Consider the following 17,341-nt stretch of genomic DNA (forward strand, 5'->3'; position numbering starts at 1 on the left):
ATGGCCCGCATTACGCACGGCATCGCCTGCAGCCACATCCCGGCGCTGGGCGTTGCCTCCGACTTCGACAAGTGGGAAGATCCCTACTGGAAGCCGATCCAGGAAGGCTTCGCGCCCACCCGGAAGTGGGAAGCGGAGAACCTGCCGGACGTCGTCATCCTGGTCTACAACGACCACGCCTCGGCCTTCGACATGAAGATCATCCCGACTTTCGCGATCGGCTGCGGCGAAAGCTACAAGCCGGCGGACGAGGGCTGGGGCCCGCGCCCGGTGCCCGACGTGGAAGGCCACCCGGACCTTGCCTGGCACATCGCCCAGAGCCTGATCCTCGACGAGTTCGACATGACGATCATCAACGAGATGGATGTCGATCACGGCCTTACCGTTCCGCTCTCGATGGTGTTCGGCAAGCCGGCCCGGTGGCCGGTGAAGGTGATCCCGCTGGCGGTCAACGTCGTCACTTATCCGCCGCCGTCCGGCAACCGCTGCTGGGCGCTGGGCGAGGCGATCGCGCGCGCCGTGGAAAGCTTCCCGGAAGACCTGAACGTGCAGGTCTGGGGCACCGGCGGCATGAGCCACCAGCTGCAGGGCCCGCGCGCCGGCCTCATCAATGCCGAGTGGGACCAGATGTTCCTCGACAAGCTGTCGGGCGATACGCAGGAACTGCGGTGCATTCCGCATATCGAATACCTGCGCGAAACCGGCAGCGAAGGCATCGAGATGGTCATGTGGCTGATCATGCGCGGCGCGCTGGGCAAGGAAACCCGCGAGCTGCGGCGCTTCTACCACGTGCCTGCCAGCAATACCGCGGTCGGCCACATCGTGCTGGAGCCGGTGAACGGCGAGGTGCCGCCCTCGGCCACCGTCGAAGGCGCGGCTTCGCAACACCTCGTCGACTGATCGATTCCGCGTGCCGGTGGTTGACGCCGGCACGCCCTTTGTCTTTGACAGACACCCCAAGGAGATTTCCATGCGTATTGCCCTCGTAGGCGCCGGCGCTTTCGGTGAAAAGCACCTCGACGGCCTCAAGAACATCGACGGCGTAGAGATTGCCTCGGTCATTTCGCGCAGCGCCGATCAGGCCGCCGAAGTCGCCGCCAAGTACGGCGCGCCGCACTCCGGCACCGACCTCGCCGAAGTGCTGGCCATGCCCGATGTCGATGCCGTGATCCTCTGCACCCCCACCCAGATGCATGCCGAACAGGCGATCGCCTGCATGAACGCGGGCAAGCACGTTCAGGTCGAGATTCCGCTGTCGGACAGCTGGGCCGATGCCGAAGCCGTGGTAGCCAAGCAGCAGGAAACCGGCCTGGTCTGCATGGTCGGCCACACCCGCCGCTTCAATCCTTCGCACCAGTACGTGCATAACAAGATCACCGCGGGTGAGTTCAACGTCCAGCAGATGGACGTGCAGACCTACTTCTTCCGCCGCAAGAACATGAACGCCAAGGGCCAGCCGCGCTCGTGGACGGACCACCTCTTGTGGCACCACGCCGCGCACACGATCGACCTGTTCGCCTACCAGTCGGGCAAGATCGTCGCCGCGAACGTGCTGCAGGGGCCCAAGCACCCCGAACTCGGCATCGCCATGGACATGTCGATCCAATTGAAGGCCGAGACCGGCGCGATCTGCACGCTCTCGCTTTCGTTCAACAACAACGGCCCGCTCGGCACCTTCTTCCGCTACATCGGCGACAGCGAGACCTACATCGCGCGTTACGACGATCTGGTGAACGGCCGTGAAGAGGCCATCGACCTCACCGGCGTCACCGTGTCGAACAACGGCATCGAGCTGCAGGACCGCGAATTCGTCGCCGCCATCCGCGAAGGGCGTGAGCCCAACTCGTCGGTCGGCAAGGTGCTCGATTGCTACCGCGTGATCGGTGAACTGGCTGAGAGCCTCGAAGCGCAGGACGGCTGGTCCTGATGACAAAACGCCTCCTCGCGGGCCGTGAGGTCCACTCCGTCGGGCTCGGCTGCATGAACGTGGCCTGGGCCTACGGCAATCCGCCGTCCCGCGAGGAGGCGGTCCGCCTGTTCCGCCATGCGCTGGATGCAGGCTGCGATCACTTCGACACTGCCAATATCTACGGCATGGGCGTGAGCGAAGAGATCCTCGGCGAAGCGATCATGGACCGGCGGGATGAGTTCCTGCTGGCTTCCAAGACCGGCATCCTGATCGACGGCGCCCGCCGCGGCATCGACTGCGCGCCGGACAGCATCACCGCCTCGCTCGACGCCAGCCTCAAGCGGCTCGGCACCGATCACATCGACCTGTTCTACATGCACCGCTTCGATCCGAAGGTGCCGATAGCCGATTCGGTGGGCGCCATGGTGCGCGCGATCGAGGCGGGCAAGATCGGTGCCTATGGCGTCTCCGAATGGTCCACCGCGCATATCCGCGAGGCCCACGGCGTGCATCCGGTGGCGGCGGTGCAGACCGAATATTCGCTCTGGACCCGCAACGTGGAGCTGGGCGTACTGGACGCGACGCGGGACCTCGGGATCGCGCTGGTCGCCTTCTCGCCGGTCGCGCGCGGGGCGCTGGGCGGGGAACTCACCGATGTGAGCACGCTCACCGAAAAGGACCTGCGCCGCAATTTCCCGCGCTTCATCGGCGCGAACTGGGCGCACAACCTCGCGCTGATCGAGGCGTTCAACACGCTTGCCGCCTCGATCCGTGTCACCCCGGCACAGCTGGCGCTGGCCTGGGTGCTGTCGCGCGGCGAGCATCTCCATGCGATCCCCGGCACCCGTTCGATCCCCCACTTCGACGACAACCATGCGGCCGCCGCGCTGGCAATCGACGCGGGCGTGCTGGAGCAGGCGGGCGAACTGATGAACCAGCAGACCATCGCCGGCCATCGCTACCCGGACACGATCAGGCCGACCATCGATACCGAGGACTACGTCTGACCGGCTGACGGAACCAGCGGCCGCGGGGGTGGTTGAAAGGGCATGGATCATGCCTCCACCCCTTCCGAGCCTGCCGGCGCGCTTGCCCACGACGATCCCGAGCGCCGGGCGAGCGACCGCGAGATCGCCCGCGACGAGGCCGGGCTGACCGGCCACGAGCGCGGCCAGATCAAGGACAACCTGAGGCTTTCGGCGCGCACCGTGTTCTCGGTGATCCGGCGCGAGGGCGAGGAGGAACTCTACCGCCCGGCGATGTCGCTGTGGTGGTCCGGCCTTGCCGCGGGCATCGGCATTTCCACCTCGGTCTTTGCGCAAGGGCTGCTGCATCAGTCCTTCGAGGGCCATCCCCAGCGCGAACTGATCGCTGCGCTGGGGTATGCCATGGGGTTCGTGCTGGTCGTCCTCGCCCGGCTGCAACTCTTCACCGAGAACACCCTGACCGCGGTCCTGCCGCTGCTGGCCGGGCCCAACACGCAGCGGCTGTGGCGAACGGCCCGGCTCTGGGGCGTGGTGCTGGCCGCGAACCTCTGCGGCACTTTTCTGACCGCGCTGATCCTCGACATGGTGGTCGACCCGTCGCATCCGACGCTGGCGGGCATGCTGGCCGTGGCCCGCAAGGCGGCGGAGGCGAGCGGCACGGCGGCCTTGCTCGACGGGATTCCCGCCGGTTTCTTCATCGCCGCGTTCGTCTGGATGTTGCCGAGTTCCAAGGGGTTCGAGATCTTTGTCGTGGCGCTGTTCGCCTGGCTGATCGGGGCGGGTGGCTTTACCCATGTGGTTGCCGGGTCCACCGAGATGTTCCTGCTGATGGCCCATGGCGAGATGCCGGTGGCCGACGTCTTCGCGCTGCACCTGCTGCCCACGCTGCTGGGCAATGTGCTGGGCGGGACCGGCCTCTTCGCGCTGCTCGCCTATGCACAGATCAAGGGCGAAATCTGAATGACCGCAGCGACCGGCTGGGTTAGATCGGTGGCATGGACGGCGCCGCACCCATCACCGTAATTCGCAGCCGCTACGGCGCAGGGCAGGACGCGGGCGAGAGGCTGGCCGTCCCGGTCGAGGCCCCCATCGCCATCGAGACCAACGGCATCGCCTATGCGGTGATGATGGCCACCCCCACCGGGATCGAGGACTTCGTCACCGGCTTCCTCATGGCCGAAGGGCTGGCGGCGGCGGACGAGATCGGCGAGGTGGCGGTCCATCCGGTCGAGAACGGCGCCTGGGGCAGGGGTTATGTCGCCCGCGTCAACCTTCCGCCCGAACGTCTCTCGCTCATAATCGAACGCGCCCGCCGCCGCACCGGCGACAGTTCCTGCGGCATCTGCGGGATCGAGGGGGTGGAGGCGGCCTTGCGCCCCCTGCCATCGCTCTCGCGCCGGAGCGCGGCCAGCCCCGAGGCGATCCGGCGCGGCCTCGATGCCATGGGCGGGGCGCAGGCGCTGGGCCGCGAAACCCGTGCCACCCACGCCGCCGCGTTCTGCAATGAAGACGGCACCTTGCTGGCGATCCGCGAGGACGTCGGCCGCCACAACGCGCTCGACAAGCTGATCGGCGCGCTTGCTCGTAGTGGGGCTCGGGGCGATACCAACCCCGCGCAGGGCTTTGTTGTCATGACGTCGCGCTGCTCCTACGAACTGGTCGAGAAGACCGTGCGCGCGGGCATCCCGCTGCTGGTGACGATTTCCGCCCCCACCGATCTCGCGGTGCGCCGCGCGCAGGCGGCGGGCCTCTCGCTCTGCGTCGTGGCGCGCGACGATGCCATGCTGGTCGTCACCGATACCCGGAGTTCCGACGAAGGGGCCACGCCGCTCGTCGAACCGTAAAGCGGGCGGCTCCTGTTTTGCTTGTAGTTTTGTGGGGCCGACCTAGATTCGTTGCGGACGACTACATTTCTTGCAGGACGGGGATTTTTCCGAGATGGCGACGACAACTGATCAGGTGACGGCCGGCGAACTGAAGCTGACGCCTCCCGATCCGGTGCCGGTGGTGCAGCCCGAAAAGGCCGCCGGGCTCGTGCCGGTGGGCGAGGAGCAGAAGTCGAAGCTGCAGGTCCGCGTCGACGAATTCGTCAACGACCTCGTCTCGCAGGATTCGAGCTCGCCCGAATTCGGCCGCCGCGTCGACCAGATCACCAACATGGGCCGCAAGGAAATCGCCGAGGCTTCGGGCCAGTCCAACCGCTTCCTCGACCGTCCGGTGCGGGCGATGGACAAGGACGCCGGGGTCGGCGCCGACCTTGCCGAGCTGCGCCGCACGGTGGAGGACCTCGACCCTTCGACCAAGGGCGACCTGCTCTCGCGCCGCAAGATCTTCGGGATCATCCCGATGGGCAACAAGCTGCGCAACTACTTCGACAGCTATTCCAGCGCACAGGGCCACATCAGCGCGATCCTCGCCCGCCTGCAGGGCGGCAAGGACGAACTCCTGATGGACAATGCCGCCATCGACGTCGAGCGCCAGAACCTCTGGGCGGCGATGGGCAAGCTCGAACAGATGATCTTCATGTCGAAGGCGCTGGACGAGACGCTGGAGCAGAAGGCGAACGACCTCGACCACACCGATCCCGCCAAGGCCAAGGCGGTGCGCGAATCGGCGTTGTTCTACGTGCGCCAGCGCACGCAGGACCTGCTGACGCAGATGGCGGTTTCGGTGCAGGGCTACCTCGCGCTCGATCTGGTCAAGAAGAACAACGTCGAACTGATCAAGGGCGTCGACCGGGCCTCCACCACCACGGTCGGCGCGCTGCGCACGGCGGTGACGGTGGCGCAGGCGATGGCCAACCAGAAGCTGGTGCTGGACCAGATCACCGCGCTCAACACCACCACCGCGCGGATCATCGACGGCACCGGCCAGATGCTCAAGGACAACACCGCGCGTATCCACGAGCAGGCGGCGAACGCCACGATCCCGCTGGAAACGCTCAGCCGCGCGTTCCAGAACATCTACGACACGATGGATTCGATCGACAGCTTCAAGATGCAGGCGCTCGATTCGATGAAGCAGACGGTGCAGTCGCTGGAAGGCGAAGTCACCCGGTCCAGGGCCTATATCGCCCGCGCCCAGGGGCAGGCCGAAGGCGCCACCTCACCGGCGGACACCAAGGCGGCCAAGGCGCTGCTGGAGGCGCTGGACTGAGCCTGATAGACTAGCACCATGTCGGAACCCTCTTCGCGCGCGGTCTCCACGCGCAGTGCCGTGAACCAGGACATCATCCGTGCCGCCCGCCGCCAGCGGGCCGCGCGGCTCTATACCGCGCGCCGTGAACGCTGGGCGTTCCGCTGGCGGCGCATCCGCCGGGCGTTCCTGGCGGTGGCGGGCATCTTCATCGCCGCGCTGACCGCCGGGCTGATCCTTGGCGGCCTGTCCTTCGCGACCACGGTGCTGACCACGCTGCTGGCTTTTGCGGTGTTCTTTTTCCTGTCGATCTACCCGTCGAGCCCGCGGCTCAATACCGCCGATCTTGGCAGCGCGACCCTGCCGGAACTGGCGGGATCGACCGAGATCTGGCTGGAAAGCCGCCGCCGCGCCTTGCCGAGCGCGGCCGTCGACGCGGTGGACATGATCGGCGTGCGGCTGGAGCAGATCGCCCCGCAGCTTGCCGCGCTGCAGGAAAACGGCCCTGCCGCGCACGAGGTGCGCAAGCTGCTGTCCGAGCATCTGCCCTCGCTGGTCGACAGCTACACGCGTATTCCCGCCGAACTGCGCAACAAGCCCCATGCCGGCGGCACCACCCCATCCGAACAGCTGGTCGACGGGCTCGACGTGATCGCCGGGCAGATCGAGGCGATGAGCCTCGACCTCTCGCGCGGGGACCTCGATGCGCTGGCCACCCGCGGGCGTTTCCTCGAAGCCAAGTACGTCGATTCGCGCGGCGATGCTTGAACTGCTGACAGCGCCCGGAAACCTGCCGTTCTCGGTGGCGCTGGCGGTCGTCGCGCTGCTGGCGGTGCTCCAGTTCGTCGGACTGGCGGACCTCATGGGAGCGGACCTGGACCTCGATGTCGATGGGCCTGCAGGCGGCCATCTCGGGGGCCATGCGGGTGGGCATGGAGGGGGCAACGTCGCGCTTGACGGCGGGCTGATCTCGATCGTCGGGCTCGGGCGGATGCCGTTCATGATGTGGCTGATGCTGCTGCTCAGCCTGTTCGCGGTGATCGGCCTGGCCGGGCAGCAGTTCCTCGCCGCGCTGACCGGGGCGCCGTGGAGCGCCTGGCTGGTCGGCCCGGTGGCGGGGCTGGCGGCGCTGCCGGTGACGGGCCTTGTCGCGCGCCCGATCGGCCGCCTGCTGCCCCGGGACGAGACCACCGCGATCGACCGCATCGAGCTGGTCGGCCGCGAGGCCGAGATCGTCATCGGCACCGCCAGCCGGGGCTCGCCGGCGCGGGCCCGGGTTTCGGACCGGTTCGGCCAGCAGCACCACGTCATGCTGGAGCCCGACAACGAGGGCCAGCGCTTTGCCGAGGGCGAGAAAGTGCTGATCGTGCGCCGCGAGGGGGAGTTGTTCAAGGCCATCGCCCGCGGTGACCATTACCTGCCGCGGCTGGACTGAGCACCGGCCTCCGCCGGTGCGGGGCTTGTTGCAATCGACTCGCAAAAATCCGGTTTCGCTAGGAGGCGGATCGCGATTCGATTATAAGTCTTTCACAGACAAGGCGAAGTAGAGAGCGGGGCGCGGTGCCGTCCGCAGCGTCTTGATCGGGAGAAGTCGAAGATGCGCGCGTGTCCGTCCTTGCGGCGTCCGCGTTGATCCTCGCGGCCGATACTGATCCTGCAGTATCGGTTTCATCGCCGGTCGTCCTGACCGGCGCGGTCTCAAGAAGGGCCCGTTAAAATCCTGCAAGCGGCGCATGGTTGAACTGTGCGGACGTGGAATCGTGGCTGCGGTTTCGGGCAGGATCGGGCGGGGCATGATGTCATCGGCAACTCAACCGCGTCTTCGCGTGCGCGGTTGTGTTGAGATGAAGTTGTGTCGGGATGAGGTTTCGCGGGGGCATTGGGCCATCCGCGGCATCCCCTTGAAGGAGAACGGAAATGAACGGCCTCTACCAGATCGGCCTGATTGCCGGCGGTGTTGTCGTCCTGCTGATTGCATTCGGCGTCATGCTGGCCCGGCTCTATCGGCGTGCGAGCAAGGAAATCGGCTTCGTGCGAACCGGCATCGGCGGCGAGAAGGTCGTGATGAACGGCGGCGCGCTGGTGCTGCCCATCTTCCACGAGACGATGCCGGTGAACATGAACACCGTGCGCCTCGCGGTGGAGCGCAAGAACCAGGACGCGCTGATCACGCTCGATCGCCTGCGCATCGACGTCAAGGCAGAGTTCTACGTGCGTGTGCGCCCCGATGCGCAGGCCATTGCCATGGCCGCGCAGACCCTGGGCGCGCGCACCATGCATCCCGAGGCCCTGAAGGAACTGGTCGAGGGCAAGTTCGTCGACGCGCTGCGCTCGGTCGCGGCGGGCATGACGATGAACCAGCTCCACGAACAGCGCGCCGACTTCGTGCAGAAGGTGCAGCAGGTCTCGTCCTCGGACCTCGCGATGAACGGCCTCGAGCTGGAATCGGTCTCGCTGACCGGGCTCGACCAGACCTCGATCGAGCACTTCAACGCCAACAACGCCTTCGACGCCGAGGGCCTCACCAAGCTGACCGAGCAGATCGAACTGCGCAAGAAGGCAAGGAACGACATCGAGCAGGAAACCCGCGTCCAGATCGAGACCAAGAACCTCGAAGCCGCGCGGCAGACCTTCCAGATCCAGCGCGAGAACGAGTTCGCAAGGCTGGAGCAGGAACGCGAGGTGGAGATGCGCCGCGCCGAGCAGGCCGCCGAAGTCGCCCGTGAGCAGGCCCTGCGCGGCCGCGAGGCCGACGAGGCGCGCATTCTCGCCAAGCAGCAGGTCGACGCCAGGCAGATCGAGGCCGACCGGACGATCCAGGAAGCCCGCATCGCCCAGGCGCAGGCGGTCGAACTGGCCCGTCAGGAACAGCAGATCGCGGTGCAGAACAAGAGCCGCGAGGAAAGCCAGGCCAAGGCCCAGGCCGACGAGGCCCGGGCCAAGGCGGTGGCCGCCGAGGAACAGGTGACGACCAGCCGCGACACCGAGGTCGCCGAGCGCCAGAAGCGCATCGAGCTGATCGAGGCCGCCAAGGAGGCCGAACGCCAGGCGATCGGCGTGCGGGTCCAGGCCGAGGCGGAAAAGGAAGCGGCGTCCAACCGCGCCGAGGCGCTGCGCCTCGAGGCGGAAGGCGAGGCCGAGGCCGAGAAGCTGCGTGCCGAAGCGGCGCGCGTGCGCTTCGAGGTCGAGGCGGCCGGCCAGCGCGCGATCAACGAGGCGGCGAACCTGCTGTCCTCGGACCAGATCTCGCTGCAGATGAAGATGGCGCTCCTGAAGGTCCTGCCCGAAGTGGTGCGCGAGAGCGTGAAGCCGATGGAAGCGATCGATTCGATCAAGATCGTGCAGCTCGACGGGCTCACCCAGAAGGGCGGCCATGCTGCCGGGGGCGCTTCGGCCGGCGGCGTGTCCGGCGGCTCGGGCAACCTTGCCAACGACGCGGTCTCGGCGGCGCTGGCCTACCGCGCGCAGGCGCCGGTGATCGACGGGCTGATGAAGGAGCTGGGGCTCGACGGGTCCTCGCTCGCCAGCCTCGTGCAGGGCGCCATCCCGGCGGCCCGGGAACCGGAGGTCGAGGCGGGCGAGCCCGAATAAGGCCATTTGCCGGGGCAAAGGCAGGGGGCGGCGGACTTCGGTTCGCCGCCCCCTGCTGCATCATCGCACCGGCGCTGAGTGCCGCCGTGGTCTGCCGCGCCGCCGGTGCTACCCTGGCGCCTGCCGCAAGGAGAGCGCGTGATGGAGCCCAAGACCTACGAGGCCAATCTGTTCGACCGGACCTCGCTGCGCATCGCCGCCGTGACGGAATGCGAGAGCGACCTCGTGCCGTGAACTGGGTCAGAGTCTGTTTGAAAAATGCCCGAAAGGGCATTTTGAGGGCGGCACCAGCCCACTCCCCCACCCGACCGCCCTCAGGATACTGCCGATGGGCGGTCGGGTGGGGGAGTGGGCTGGTGCCGCGAAATTCGCTTTTCGCGAATTTCCAAACGGGCGCTCAGAACCCGAGGCGGCCCAGAATCCCGCCGTCGACCGGAATGTCGCAGCCGCTGACGTAGGAGGCGGCGGGCGAGCAGAGGAATTGCGCCACCGAGGCGATCTCGTCGCCGTGGCCCAGCCGTGCCAGCGGGACCATCGTGATCATCTGGCGCATCTGTTCGCTTTCCTGCTGTTCGGCGCGGCTCATCGGCGTGTCGATGAAACCCGGCGCGATCGAGCAGATGCGCAGGCCGCGCGCGCCGAAGGCCGCCGCCTCGCGCCCGACGAGGGCGATGACCGCGCGCTTGGACAGGGTGTAGCCCATGCCGGGATTGACCGCGAAGCCTTCCACCGCCGCGCTGCCCTTGCCGGCCACCATGTCCTCCACCGCGGCAACCATCGCCGGATCGCGCAGCAGGTAGCCCGACATCGACGAGATCAGCACCGCGCAGCCGCCCGTCTCGAAACGGGGCAGCAGCGCGGCGACCAGCCTTTCGGTGGCGACGTAGTTGACCTCGAGGATGCGCAGCGGATCGGCCATCGTCGGCGAGAGACCGGCGGTGTGGACAAGCGCATGCAGCGGCGCGTCGCCCAGTGCGGCGAGGAGCGCCTGCGGGAAGTCGGGGGCGGAGATGTCGCCCGCCAGCGTTGTCACCGCCGCGCCTTCGCCGCGCAGTTCGGCCGCGACGTGCTCCAGCTTCCCGGCACTGACGTCGCAGAGCAGCAGCGGGCGGCGCTGGGCGGCAAAGCGCCGCGCGGTGGGGATGCCCATGCCGCCGGCGGCGCCGGTGATGATGACGGTTGCGCTCACGCCTCTGCTCCTCGTTTGCCTCTTGGCCTGCCTTCCGGCGGTTCGGGGCTTGTGCGGGTGGGATAAGGGGGGCGGGGCCGCTCCACCAGCCGCCGTGCAAGGCCCTGGCCAAGTCATCGCCCGGGGGAATAAGATACAGCATCGCTCATAGCGGTTGCGCCGGGCCGCGAGATCGCGTTCACCCTGCAGGGAACGACAAACCGGGCGAGGCGGGGAGAGCGCGCAATGCAGATGACGGGCGAGCAGAGGATCGCGGCGCCGCGCCGGCAGGTGTGGCAGGCGCTCAACGATCCGGCCGTGCTGGCGCAGTGCATTCCCGGCTGCGAGGCGCTCGAACCGGACGGTGACAACCGCTTCGTGGCGAGTGCGCAGGTGAAGATCGGCCCGATCGGCGCGCGCTTCAAGGGCAGGGTGGAACTGTCCGATCTCGACGCGCCGAACGGCTACACGATCACCGGATCGGGCAGCGGCGGCGTTGCGGGCACGGCGAAAGGCGGCGCCAAAGTACGGCTCAGCGATACGGCGGACGGGGGGACGCTGGTCGCCTATGCGGTCGATGCCGAAGTCGGCGGGCGCATGGCGCAGCTGGGCGGAGCGATCATCGATGCCACCGCGAAGAACCTGGCGGGCAAGTTCTTCGCGACGTTCGGCGCGGTGGTTGCGGGGGGCGCTGCCTCGCCCGGGCAAGGGGTGGCGGCACCGGTCGCGGCGGTCGGGGGACCTGCGGCTGGTGCCGTTCCAACGGCTTCGGAGGCCCCGGCGACTTCGGCGGGCATCCTGTGGGGCTGGGTGGCGGCGCTGGTCACGGCGCTGCTGGCGGGGTTCCTGCTCGGCGCCGGGCAGATGCGCGCCGAACTGGTGCTGACGCTGGTGCTGCTGGTGGTGACCGCCGCCGCCGCCTTTTCGGCAGGACGCCGGGGCGCGCGGCGATGAAGCCCGCGCCGTTCGACTACGAGCGCCCCGCCAGCGTGGCGCAGGCCTGCCGCATCCTGTCCGAGGCGGACGGCGGCGCCACCGTGATCGCGGGCGGGCAGACGCTGATGCCGCTGCTGAACTTGCGCATGAGCCAGCCTTTCATCCTGGTCGACATCGGCCGGATCGCCGCCTTGCAGGGGGTTTCCCGCGTCGGGGACGGCACGCGCGTCGGCCCGATGACGCGGCAGGCCGATGCGCTGGACGATCCGCTGCTGGCCGCGCACCTGCCGGCGCTGGTCACCGCGCTCGGCCATGTCGGCCATCACCAGACGCGCAACCGGGGCACCGTGGGCGGCTCGGTGGCGCTCGGCGAGCCGGCGGCGGAAATGCCCGCAACGGCGGTGGCGCTTGGGGCGGTTCTGGACCTGACCTCGGTCCGGGGCACACGCAAGGTGCCCGCCGACGCGTTCTACATCGGCCCCTACATGACCGCGCTGGAGCCGGACGAACTGCTGACCGCCGTGACCTACCCGGACTGGCCGGAGGGGCACCTTGTCCTGTTCCGCGAGGTGGCGCGGCGTCCGGGCGACTTTGCGCTGGTCGGCATGGTCGGCGCGGCAGTGGTCGAGAACGGCATCGTCACGCGCGCGGGCCTCGCCTGGTTCGGCATGGGGCCGACGCCGATCCGCATGCGGCAGCTGGAAGCGGCGCTGGTCGGCGCCGCGCTTTCCGGTCTCGATGCGCATGCGCTGGCGGCGCTTGGCGTCGCCGACAGCGCCCCGTTCGACGACCACCACGCCAGCGCCGAATATCGCCGCACCGTCGGCCGCCGCATCCTCGCGCGGGCCTTGCGCGAGGCTTTTGCCCTGAAGGAAACAGCATGAGCGAGCATGCGATCGAACTGACGCTCAACGGCCAGCGCCGCAGCGCCGGGGTGGAGGCGCGCACCAGCCTGGCCGATTACCTGCGGCTCGGTGCGGGGTGCACCGGCGTCCATCTCGGCTGCGAACACGGCGTCTGCGGGGCCTGCACGGTGATGGTGGACGGGCGCGCGGTCCGGTCCTGCCTGATGCTGGCGGTTCAGGCCGACGGCTGCGCGGTGACCACGGTGGAAGGCCTCGCCGCGCCGGACGGCACGTTCCACCCGGTGCAGCAGGCCATGCGCGAGGCGCACGGACTGCAATGCGGGTTCTGCACCCCCGGCGTGCTGATGACGTTCGCCGCGCTCACCGGCGGGGAGGCCAAGGCGAGCGAGGAAGAGCTGGTGTCCGCGATGAGCGGGCACATCTGCCGCTGCACCGGCTATCAGGGCACTCGCCGCGCCGCCAGGGCGCTGGCCGAAGGCACGGTCGGCGCCCTGGCGGCCGGACCGGGAGCCGCCGAATGAACGCGCCGGGTTCCAGCCTCGGCGCCACCCGCTGGATCGGCAAGCGTGTCCCGCGCAAGGAAGACCCGCGCCTCTTGACCGGGCGCGGCCAGTTCGTCGACGATGTGACGCTGCCGGGCACGCTGCATGTCGCCTTCGCGCGCAGCCCGATCGCGCGTGGGCGGATCGTCTCGATAGACACCGCCGCCGCGCGCGAGATGCCCGGCGTCCACGCCGTGCTGACGATGGCGGACCTCGCCGCGCGGCCGATCACGATGCTCTCGTTCTTCTTTACCGAGGCGGAGATCCCGATCACGCCGCTCGCCGATGGCCATGTGTCCTATGTGGGCGAGCCGGTGGTCATGGTGATCGCCGAAACCCGCGCGCAGGCCGAGGACGCGGCCTCGTTGATCGAGATCGCGTACGAGGAACTCGACCCGGTCGTCACCATTGCGCAGGCCAGGGCGGCGGGCCCGATCCATCCCGGCATGGACAGCAACGTCGCCGCCGAAATCGGGGACGAGGAGATCGAGGACGAACTGGAGGACAGGCTGGCCGGATCGGCGCTGCGCCTCAGCCACCGGATCGTCCACCAGCGCATCTCGCAATCGCCGATGGAAACGCGCGGCGTGCTCGCCTCGCGCGACGGGCCGGAGGAACTGACGCTCTGGATCACCTGCCAGAGCCCGCATCTGGTGGCGCGCTGGGTCAGTCTGGCGCTGGGCCTGCCGGACAGCGCGATCCGGGTGATCGCCAAGGACGTGGGCGGGGCGTTCGGGCTCAAGAACCACCCGTGGAAGGAAGAGTGCGCGGTGATCGTCGCCGCGCTGCTCCTGGGCAAGCCGCTCAAGTGGATCGAGGACCGCTACGAGGCGCTGACCGCCTCCAATCAGGCGCGCGAGGCGGAAATGACCTTGCAGGCCGGGTTCGACGGCGACGGGCGGCTGACCGGATCGCACGGCATCTACGACTGCAACAACGGCGCCTTCCCGCAAGGGGCGGACAGCAATATCGCCGTGCACATGTTTGTCTGGGCGGCCTACAAGCAGCCCGCCTACGCCTTCGTTTCGCGCGGATGGTACACCAATACCAACGGGCTGGCCGCCTATCGCGGGCCCTGGGCGATGGAATCGCTGGCGCGCGAGACCCTGCTGGACCGGGCGGCGCGGCGGCTCGGCATCGATCCGGTGGAGATCCGGCGGCGCAATCTGGTCTATCGGACGGATCAGCCCGCCATGACCTCGATGGGCATTCCGCTGGAGGACATCACCCCCGGCGAATGCCTCGAAAAGCTGCTGGACCATTTCGACATGGCCGCCTTCCGGCGCGAACAGGCGGCCGCACGGGCGGAGGGGCGTTATCTGGGCGTCGGCATCGCGTCCTACGTCGAGCCGACCGGCTCGGCCGGGTCGATGGCGCCGATGACGGGCGAACTGGCGCAAGTGCGGATCGAGCCGACCGGCAAGGTCACCGCCACGCTCTCCACCCATTCGCAGGGCCACGGCACCGCGACAACGATGGCCCAGTGCATCGCCGACCGGCTGGGCGTGCGTTACGAGGACGTCACCGTGTTCGAGGGCGATTCCACGCGCGGCGGCTTCAGTCCGGGCGCGGCGGGCAGCCGGCAGGGGGTGATCGCGGGCGGGGCGGCGATCCGCTGCTCGGAGATGCTGGCCGACAAGGTGCGCACGCTGGCCGCGCACTTGCTCAACGCCAGCGTAGAGAGCGTGGTGATCGACCATGGCATGGTGCGCGTGGACGGCGCGCCGGAAATGGCCCGCCCGCTCGCGGAAATCGCCGCGATTGCCTATGGCGAGCCGGACCGTCTGCCGCCCGGGTTCGAGAGCGGGCTGGAAATGCAGTTCCGCTACCAGCCGCCGCCGATGACTTTCACCAGCGCCACGCATCTGGCCGTGGTCGAGGTGGATGCGGAGACCGGCTTCGTGACGATTCTGCGCTGGATCTCCTCGGAGGATTGCGGGACGGTGATCAACCCGGCGGTGGTGGAAGGGCAGATTTCCGGCGGTCTGGCGCAGGCGATCGGCATGGTGCTGCTGGAAGAGATGCCCTACGACGCGCGCGGCAATCCGCAGGCGGCGACGTTCAAGGACTACATGTTGCCGTCGATCAGCGACGTGCCGACCTTCGAATTTGTCCATGCCGACACGCCGTCCCAGACCATCGGCGGCATGCGCGGCGTGGGCGAGGGCGGGGCGATCATCGGCCCGCCGACCCTGGTGAACGCCATTGCCGATGCGCTCACGCCGTTCGGCGAACTGGGTGACGTGGTGCTGCCGCTGACGCCCGCGCGTATTCTCGACGTGATCGAACAGCGGGACATCTCGGGTGTCCATGCGCCGGAGCCGGTGACGGTTGAGGCCGTGGTTGCGGCACCGGAGCCGGTGGTGGCAGTGCCGGTCGCGTCTTCGGCCGGGCCGGAGGGCGACTGGAACATGGTGCTCAGGACCCCGATGGGGCCGCAGGCGATGCTGGCGCACTTCGATGTCGAGGGCACCGCGCTCAGCGGCTATCTCTCGGCGCCGGAGGGGCGTCAGGACTTTGCCGGGGGCACGGCCGAGGGCAACCGGCTGCGCTTTGATCTCAAGGTCGAGAAGCCGATGAAGATCACGCTGAAGTACGATCTCGAAGTCAGCGGCGATGCCATCACCGGCAAGTGCAAGATGGGCATGTTCGGCTCGGCCAAGGTGACCGGCGAGCGGGCTTAGCGCTCGGGCATTCCACCGACGGCGCTAACCCAAACCACCCCGTCATCCCCGCGAAGGCGGGGATCCCGCTTCCTGTTTCCTTACGCTCACGTTGCTAAGAAAAGCGTCGCCCCCGCCTTCGCGGGGACGACGGGAGTTTTGTCGGGGCCAAAGCGCGCCGCAGCATCGACAAAAAAAGGGGCGCATCGCTGCACCCCTTTTTCCTGTTCGGTCGGTCGAACCAATTAGTCGACGAACGCGCGTTCGATCACGAAATCGCCCGGCTTGTTGTTCGAGCCTTCCTCGAAGCCCTGGGCTTCCAGGCTGTGCTCGAACTCGCGGATCATCGCCATCGAGCCGCAGAGCATGATGCGGTCGTGCTCGGGGTCGAGCTTGGCGGGGCCGCGCAGCTGCGGGATGAACAGGCTGCCGTCCTCGATCAGCGTGCCGATGCGGCCCTGCGTCGGGAACTCCTCACGGGTGACGGTGGGCAGGTAGTGGAACTGCACCAGCGCCTCGTCGGCGATCAGCGGATCGTCGGCCAGCTGGCTTTCCAGCTCGGTGCGGAAGGCGAGGTCGCTGACGCGGCGGACCGAGTGGACCAGCAGGATCTGCTCGAACCGCTCGTAGATGTCCGGGTCGCGGGCGAGGCTGAGGAACGGCGCGAGGCCGGTGCCGGTCGAGAACAGGAACAGGCGCTTGCCCGGGCGCAGCGCGTCGGCGACCAGCGTGCCCACCGGCTTGCGGCCGAGGTAGATCTGGTCGCCCGGCTTGATCTGCTGCAGGCGCGAGGTCAGCGGGCCGTCCGGCACCTTGATCGAGAGGAATTCCAGTTCCTCGGCATAGGCGGGGCTGGCGATCGAATAGGCGCGCAGCAGCGGCTTGCCGTTGTCGCCGGGCAGGCCGATCATGATGAACTCGCCCGAGCGGAACCGGAAGGTCGAGGGGCGGGTGATCTTGAAGCTGAAGAGGTGGTCGTTCCAGTGATGGACCGACAGCACTTCCTCGACCGACAGGGCGCCGGTGGGGGTCAGGGTCGCCGTATCGGCGGCGCTATCGCTCATTACTATCGAATCCTTCGGAAAAAATGCTGTGTCCGGGAAATACTGTCGGCGGCGGTGTCTTCTTGGGGCGGTTTACCCTGCGAGGTGCAGGGCATGAAGTCGCCGCGCGGACCATGGGGTCCGCAGGCCGAACAGGATCGCCTCGTCCTCGCCGATGATGCGCCCATCCACCGGCGTGAGTCGAAACCGTTCGCGCGAATGACCTGTCACAGTCGCCAAGGCAAGGCGAAAATGGCCGCTTGCCGGAGCGTGCGGCCCGCCTTTGGCTGCGGAACAGGCCGTAAAGCCCCGCACCGGGCTGCCCGCAGGCGCCCACCGTGCACCGCGCGGGGTGGGCCAAGTGACCGGAATTGCGCGGTTTCCCGGCTTCCGATCCGGTCCGTTCTGGCATTGCTCGCTCCTTCGCAGGCCTCGTTATAGCTAATGATAACGAGTTGCAATAACCGGGCGAGGATTTCTAACAGTCCAGCAAGGTGGGGTT

Annotated in this window: 16 protein-coding genes; 13 read left to right on the forward strand and 3 right to left on the reverse strand. The window is 68.1% G+C overall.

Annotation, left to right across the window (positions count from 1 at the left end):
• The 9 genes from CA833_RS11450 (at nt 1) to CA833_RS11490 (ending at nt 9,621) form a co-directional block, all read left to right on the forward strand.
• A complete protein-coding gene (locus CA833_RS11450; RefSeq protein WP_142635186.1) occupies nt 1–900 on the forward strand; it encodes a class III extradiol dioxygenase subunit beta in 900 nt (299 codons plus the stop codon).
• A 70-nt stretch (nt 901–970) separates the two neighbouring features.
• Nucleotides 971–1,927 carry a Gfo/Idh/MocA family oxidoreductase gene (locus CA833_RS11455; RefSeq protein ID WP_207078105.1) on the forward strand — a complete coding sequence of 319 codons (957 nt, stop codon included), beginning with the start codon at nt 971–973 and terminating at the stop codon, nt 1,925–1,927.
• The gene (locus CA833_RS11460; RefSeq protein WP_207078106.1) at nt 1,927–2,916 is read left to right on the forward strand and encodes an aldo/keto reductase; all 990 of its coding nucleotides are present in this window, start codon (nt 1,927–1,929) and stop codon (nt 2,914–2,916) included. The genes CA833_RS11455 and CA833_RS11460 overlap by 1 nt, the downstream gene beginning before the upstream one ends.
• 42 nt (nt 2,917–2,958) lie before the next feature.
• Complete coding sequence (locus CA833_RS11465; RefSeq protein ID WP_207078107.1) at nt 2,959–3,855, forward strand: formate/nitrite transporter family protein; 897 nt, start codon at nt 2,959–2,961, stop codon at nt 3,853–3,855.
• Between the two features lie 35 nt (nt 3,856–3,890).
• Nucleotides 3,891–4,739 carry a formate dehydrogenase accessory sulfurtransferase FdhD gene (gene fdhD, locus CA833_RS11470; RefSeq protein ID WP_207078108.1) on the forward strand — a complete coding sequence of 283 codons (849 nt, stop codon included), beginning with the start codon at nt 3,891–3,893 and terminating at the stop codon, nt 4,737–4,739.
• Between the two features lie 94 nt (nt 4,740–4,833).
• Nucleotides 4,834–6,051, forward strand: coding sequence for a toxic anion resistance protein (locus CA833_RS11475; RefSeq protein WP_207078109.1), 1,218 nt, complete (start codon nt 4,834–4,836; stop codon nt 6,049–6,051).
• Nucleotides 6,052–6,069: 18 nt separating this feature from the next.
• Nucleotides 6,070–6,798 (forward strand): hypothetical protein, encoded by a 729-nt coding sequence (locus tag CA833_RS11480; RefSeq protein ID WP_207078110.1) that lies wholly within the window; start codon nt 6,070–6,072, stop codon nt 6,796–6,798.
• Nucleotides 6,791–7,465: an OB-fold-containig protein gene (locus CA833_RS11485; protein WP_207078111.1), complete on the forward strand. Its 675-nt coding sequence runs from the start codon at nt 6,791–6,793 to the stop codon at nt 7,463–7,465. The genes CA833_RS11480 and CA833_RS11485 overlap by 8 nt, the downstream gene beginning before the upstream one ends.
• 482 nt (nt 7,466–7,947) lie before the next feature.
• The gene (locus CA833_RS11490) at nt 7,948–9,621 is read left to right on the forward strand and encodes a flotillin family protein (RefSeq protein WP_207078112.1); all 1,674 of its coding nucleotides are present in this window, start codon (nt 7,948–7,950) and stop codon (nt 9,619–9,621) included.
• Between the two features lie 397 nt (nt 9,622–10,018).
• Here CA833_RS11490 and CA833_RS11495 read toward each other — a convergent pair whose 3' ends face one another.
• The gene (locus CA833_RS11495) at nt 10,019–10,810 is read right to left on the reverse strand and encodes an SDR family NAD(P)-dependent oxidoreductase (protein WP_185928601.1); all 792 of its coding nucleotides are present in this window, start codon (nt 10,808–10,810) and stop codon (nt 10,019–10,021) included.
• 225 nt (nt 10,811–11,035) lie between these two features.
• Between CA833_RS11495 and CA833_RS11500 the strand changes: the two genes are divergently transcribed.
• From CA833_RS11500 to CA833_RS11515, 4 genes are read left to right on the forward strand one after another with little or no spacing between them, the layout of a single operon-like run.
• Complete coding sequence (locus tag CA833_RS11500) at nt 11,036–11,743, forward strand: CoxG family protein (protein WP_207078113.1); 708 nt, start codon at nt 11,036–11,038, stop codon at nt 11,741–11,743.
• A complete protein-coding gene (locus CA833_RS11505; protein WP_207078114.1) occupies nt 11,740–12,609 on the forward strand; it encodes a xanthine dehydrogenase family protein subunit M in 870 nt (289 codons plus the stop codon). The genes CA833_RS11500 and CA833_RS11505 overlap by 4 nt, the downstream gene beginning before the upstream one ends.
• Entirely contained in the window at nt 12,606–13,112 is a 507-nt protein-coding gene (locus CA833_RS11510) for a (2Fe-2S)-binding protein (RefSeq protein ID WP_207078115.1), read from the forward strand. Before CA833_RS11505 ends, CA833_RS11510 begins: the two co-directional genes overlap by 4 nt.
• Nucleotides 13,109–15,817, forward strand: a complete 2,709-nt coding sequence (locus tag CA833_RS11515) for a xanthine dehydrogenase family protein molybdopterin-binding subunit (protein ID WP_207078116.1) — start codon at nt 13,109–13,111, stop codon at nt 15,815–15,817. Before CA833_RS11510 ends, CA833_RS11515 begins: the two co-directional genes overlap by 4 nt.
• A 224-nt stretch (nt 15,818–16,041) precedes the next feature.
• Here CA833_RS11515 and CA833_RS11520 read toward each other — a convergent pair whose 3' ends face one another.
• Together CA833_RS11520 and CA833_RS11525 are read right to left on the reverse strand one after the other, a co-directional pair.
• On the reverse strand, nt 16,042–16,860 hold the full coding sequence (locus tag CA833_RS11520) for a ferredoxin--NADP reductase (protein WP_142635159.1): 819 nt from the start codon (nt 16,858–16,860) through the stop codon (nt 16,042–16,044).
• A gap of 72 nt (nt 16,861–16,932) precedes the next feature.
• Nucleotides 16,933–17,070, reverse strand: a complete 138-nt coding sequence (locus CA833_RS11525; RefSeq protein ID WP_207078117.1) for a hypothetical protein — start codon at nt 17,068–17,070, stop codon at nt 16,933–16,935.
• Between the last annotated feature and the right edge of the window lie 271 nt (nt 17,071–17,341).

Source organism: Novosphingobium sp. KA1 (assembly GCF_017309955.1).
Taxonomy (GTDB): Bacteria; Pseudomonadota; Alphaproteobacteria; order Sphingomonadales; family Sphingomonadaceae; genus Novosphingobium.

Bases quoted from the DNA above. Each gene is read 5' to 3' on its own strand.
- CA833_RS11450 (WP_142635186.1), top strand. From the start codon at position 1: ATGGCCCGCATTACGCACGGCATCGCCTGCAGCCACATCCCGGCGCTG.
- CA833_RS11455 (WP_207078105.1), top strand. From the start codon at position 971: ATGCGTATTGCCCTCGTAGGCGCCGGCGCTTTCGGTGAAAAGCACCTC.
- CA833_RS11460 (WP_207078106.1), top strand. From the start codon at position 1,927: ATGACAAAACGCCTCCTCGCGGGCCGTGAGGTCCACTCCGTCGGGCTC.
- CA833_RS11465 (WP_207078107.1), top strand. From the start codon at position 2,959: ATGGATCATGCCTCCACCCCTTCCGAGCCTGCCGGCGCGCTTGCCCAC.
- fdhD (WP_207078108.1), top strand. From the start codon at position 3,891: ATGGACGGCGCCGCACCCATCACCGTAATTCGCAGCCGCTACGGCGCA.
- CA833_RS11475 (WP_207078109.1), top strand. From the start codon at position 4,834: ATGGCGACGACAACTGATCAGGTGACGGCCGGCGAACTGAAGCTGACG.
- CA833_RS11480 (WP_207078110.1), top strand. From the start codon at position 6,070: ATGTCGGAACCCTCTTCGCGCGCGGTCTCCACGCGCAGTGCCGTGAAC.
- CA833_RS11485 (WP_207078111.1), top strand. From the start codon at position 6,791: ATGCTTGAACTGCTGACAGCGCCCGGAAACCTGCCGTTCTCGGTGGCG.
- CA833_RS11490 (WP_207078112.1), top strand. From the start codon at position 7,948: ATGAACGGCCTCTACCAGATCGGCCTGATTGCCGGCGGTGTTGTCGTC.
- CA833_RS11500 (WP_207078113.1), top strand. From the start codon at position 11,036: ATGCAGATGACGGGCGAGCAGAGGATCGCGGCGCCGCGCCGGCAGGTG.
- CA833_RS11505 (WP_207078114.1), top strand. From the start codon at position 11,740: ATGAAGCCCGCGCCGTTCGACTACGAGCGCCCCGCCAGCGTGGCGCAG.
- CA833_RS11510 (WP_207078115.1), top strand. From the start codon at position 12,606: ATGAGCGAGCATGCGATCGAACTGACGCTCAACGGCCAGCGCCGCAGC.
- CA833_RS11515 (WP_207078116.1), top strand. From the start codon at position 13,109: ATGAACGCGCCGGGTTCCAGCCTCGGCGCCACCCGCTGGATCGGCAAG.
- CA833_RS11520 (WP_142635159.1), bottom strand. From the start codon at position 16,860: ATGAGCGATAGCGCCGCCGATACGGCGACCCTGACCCCCACCGGCGCC.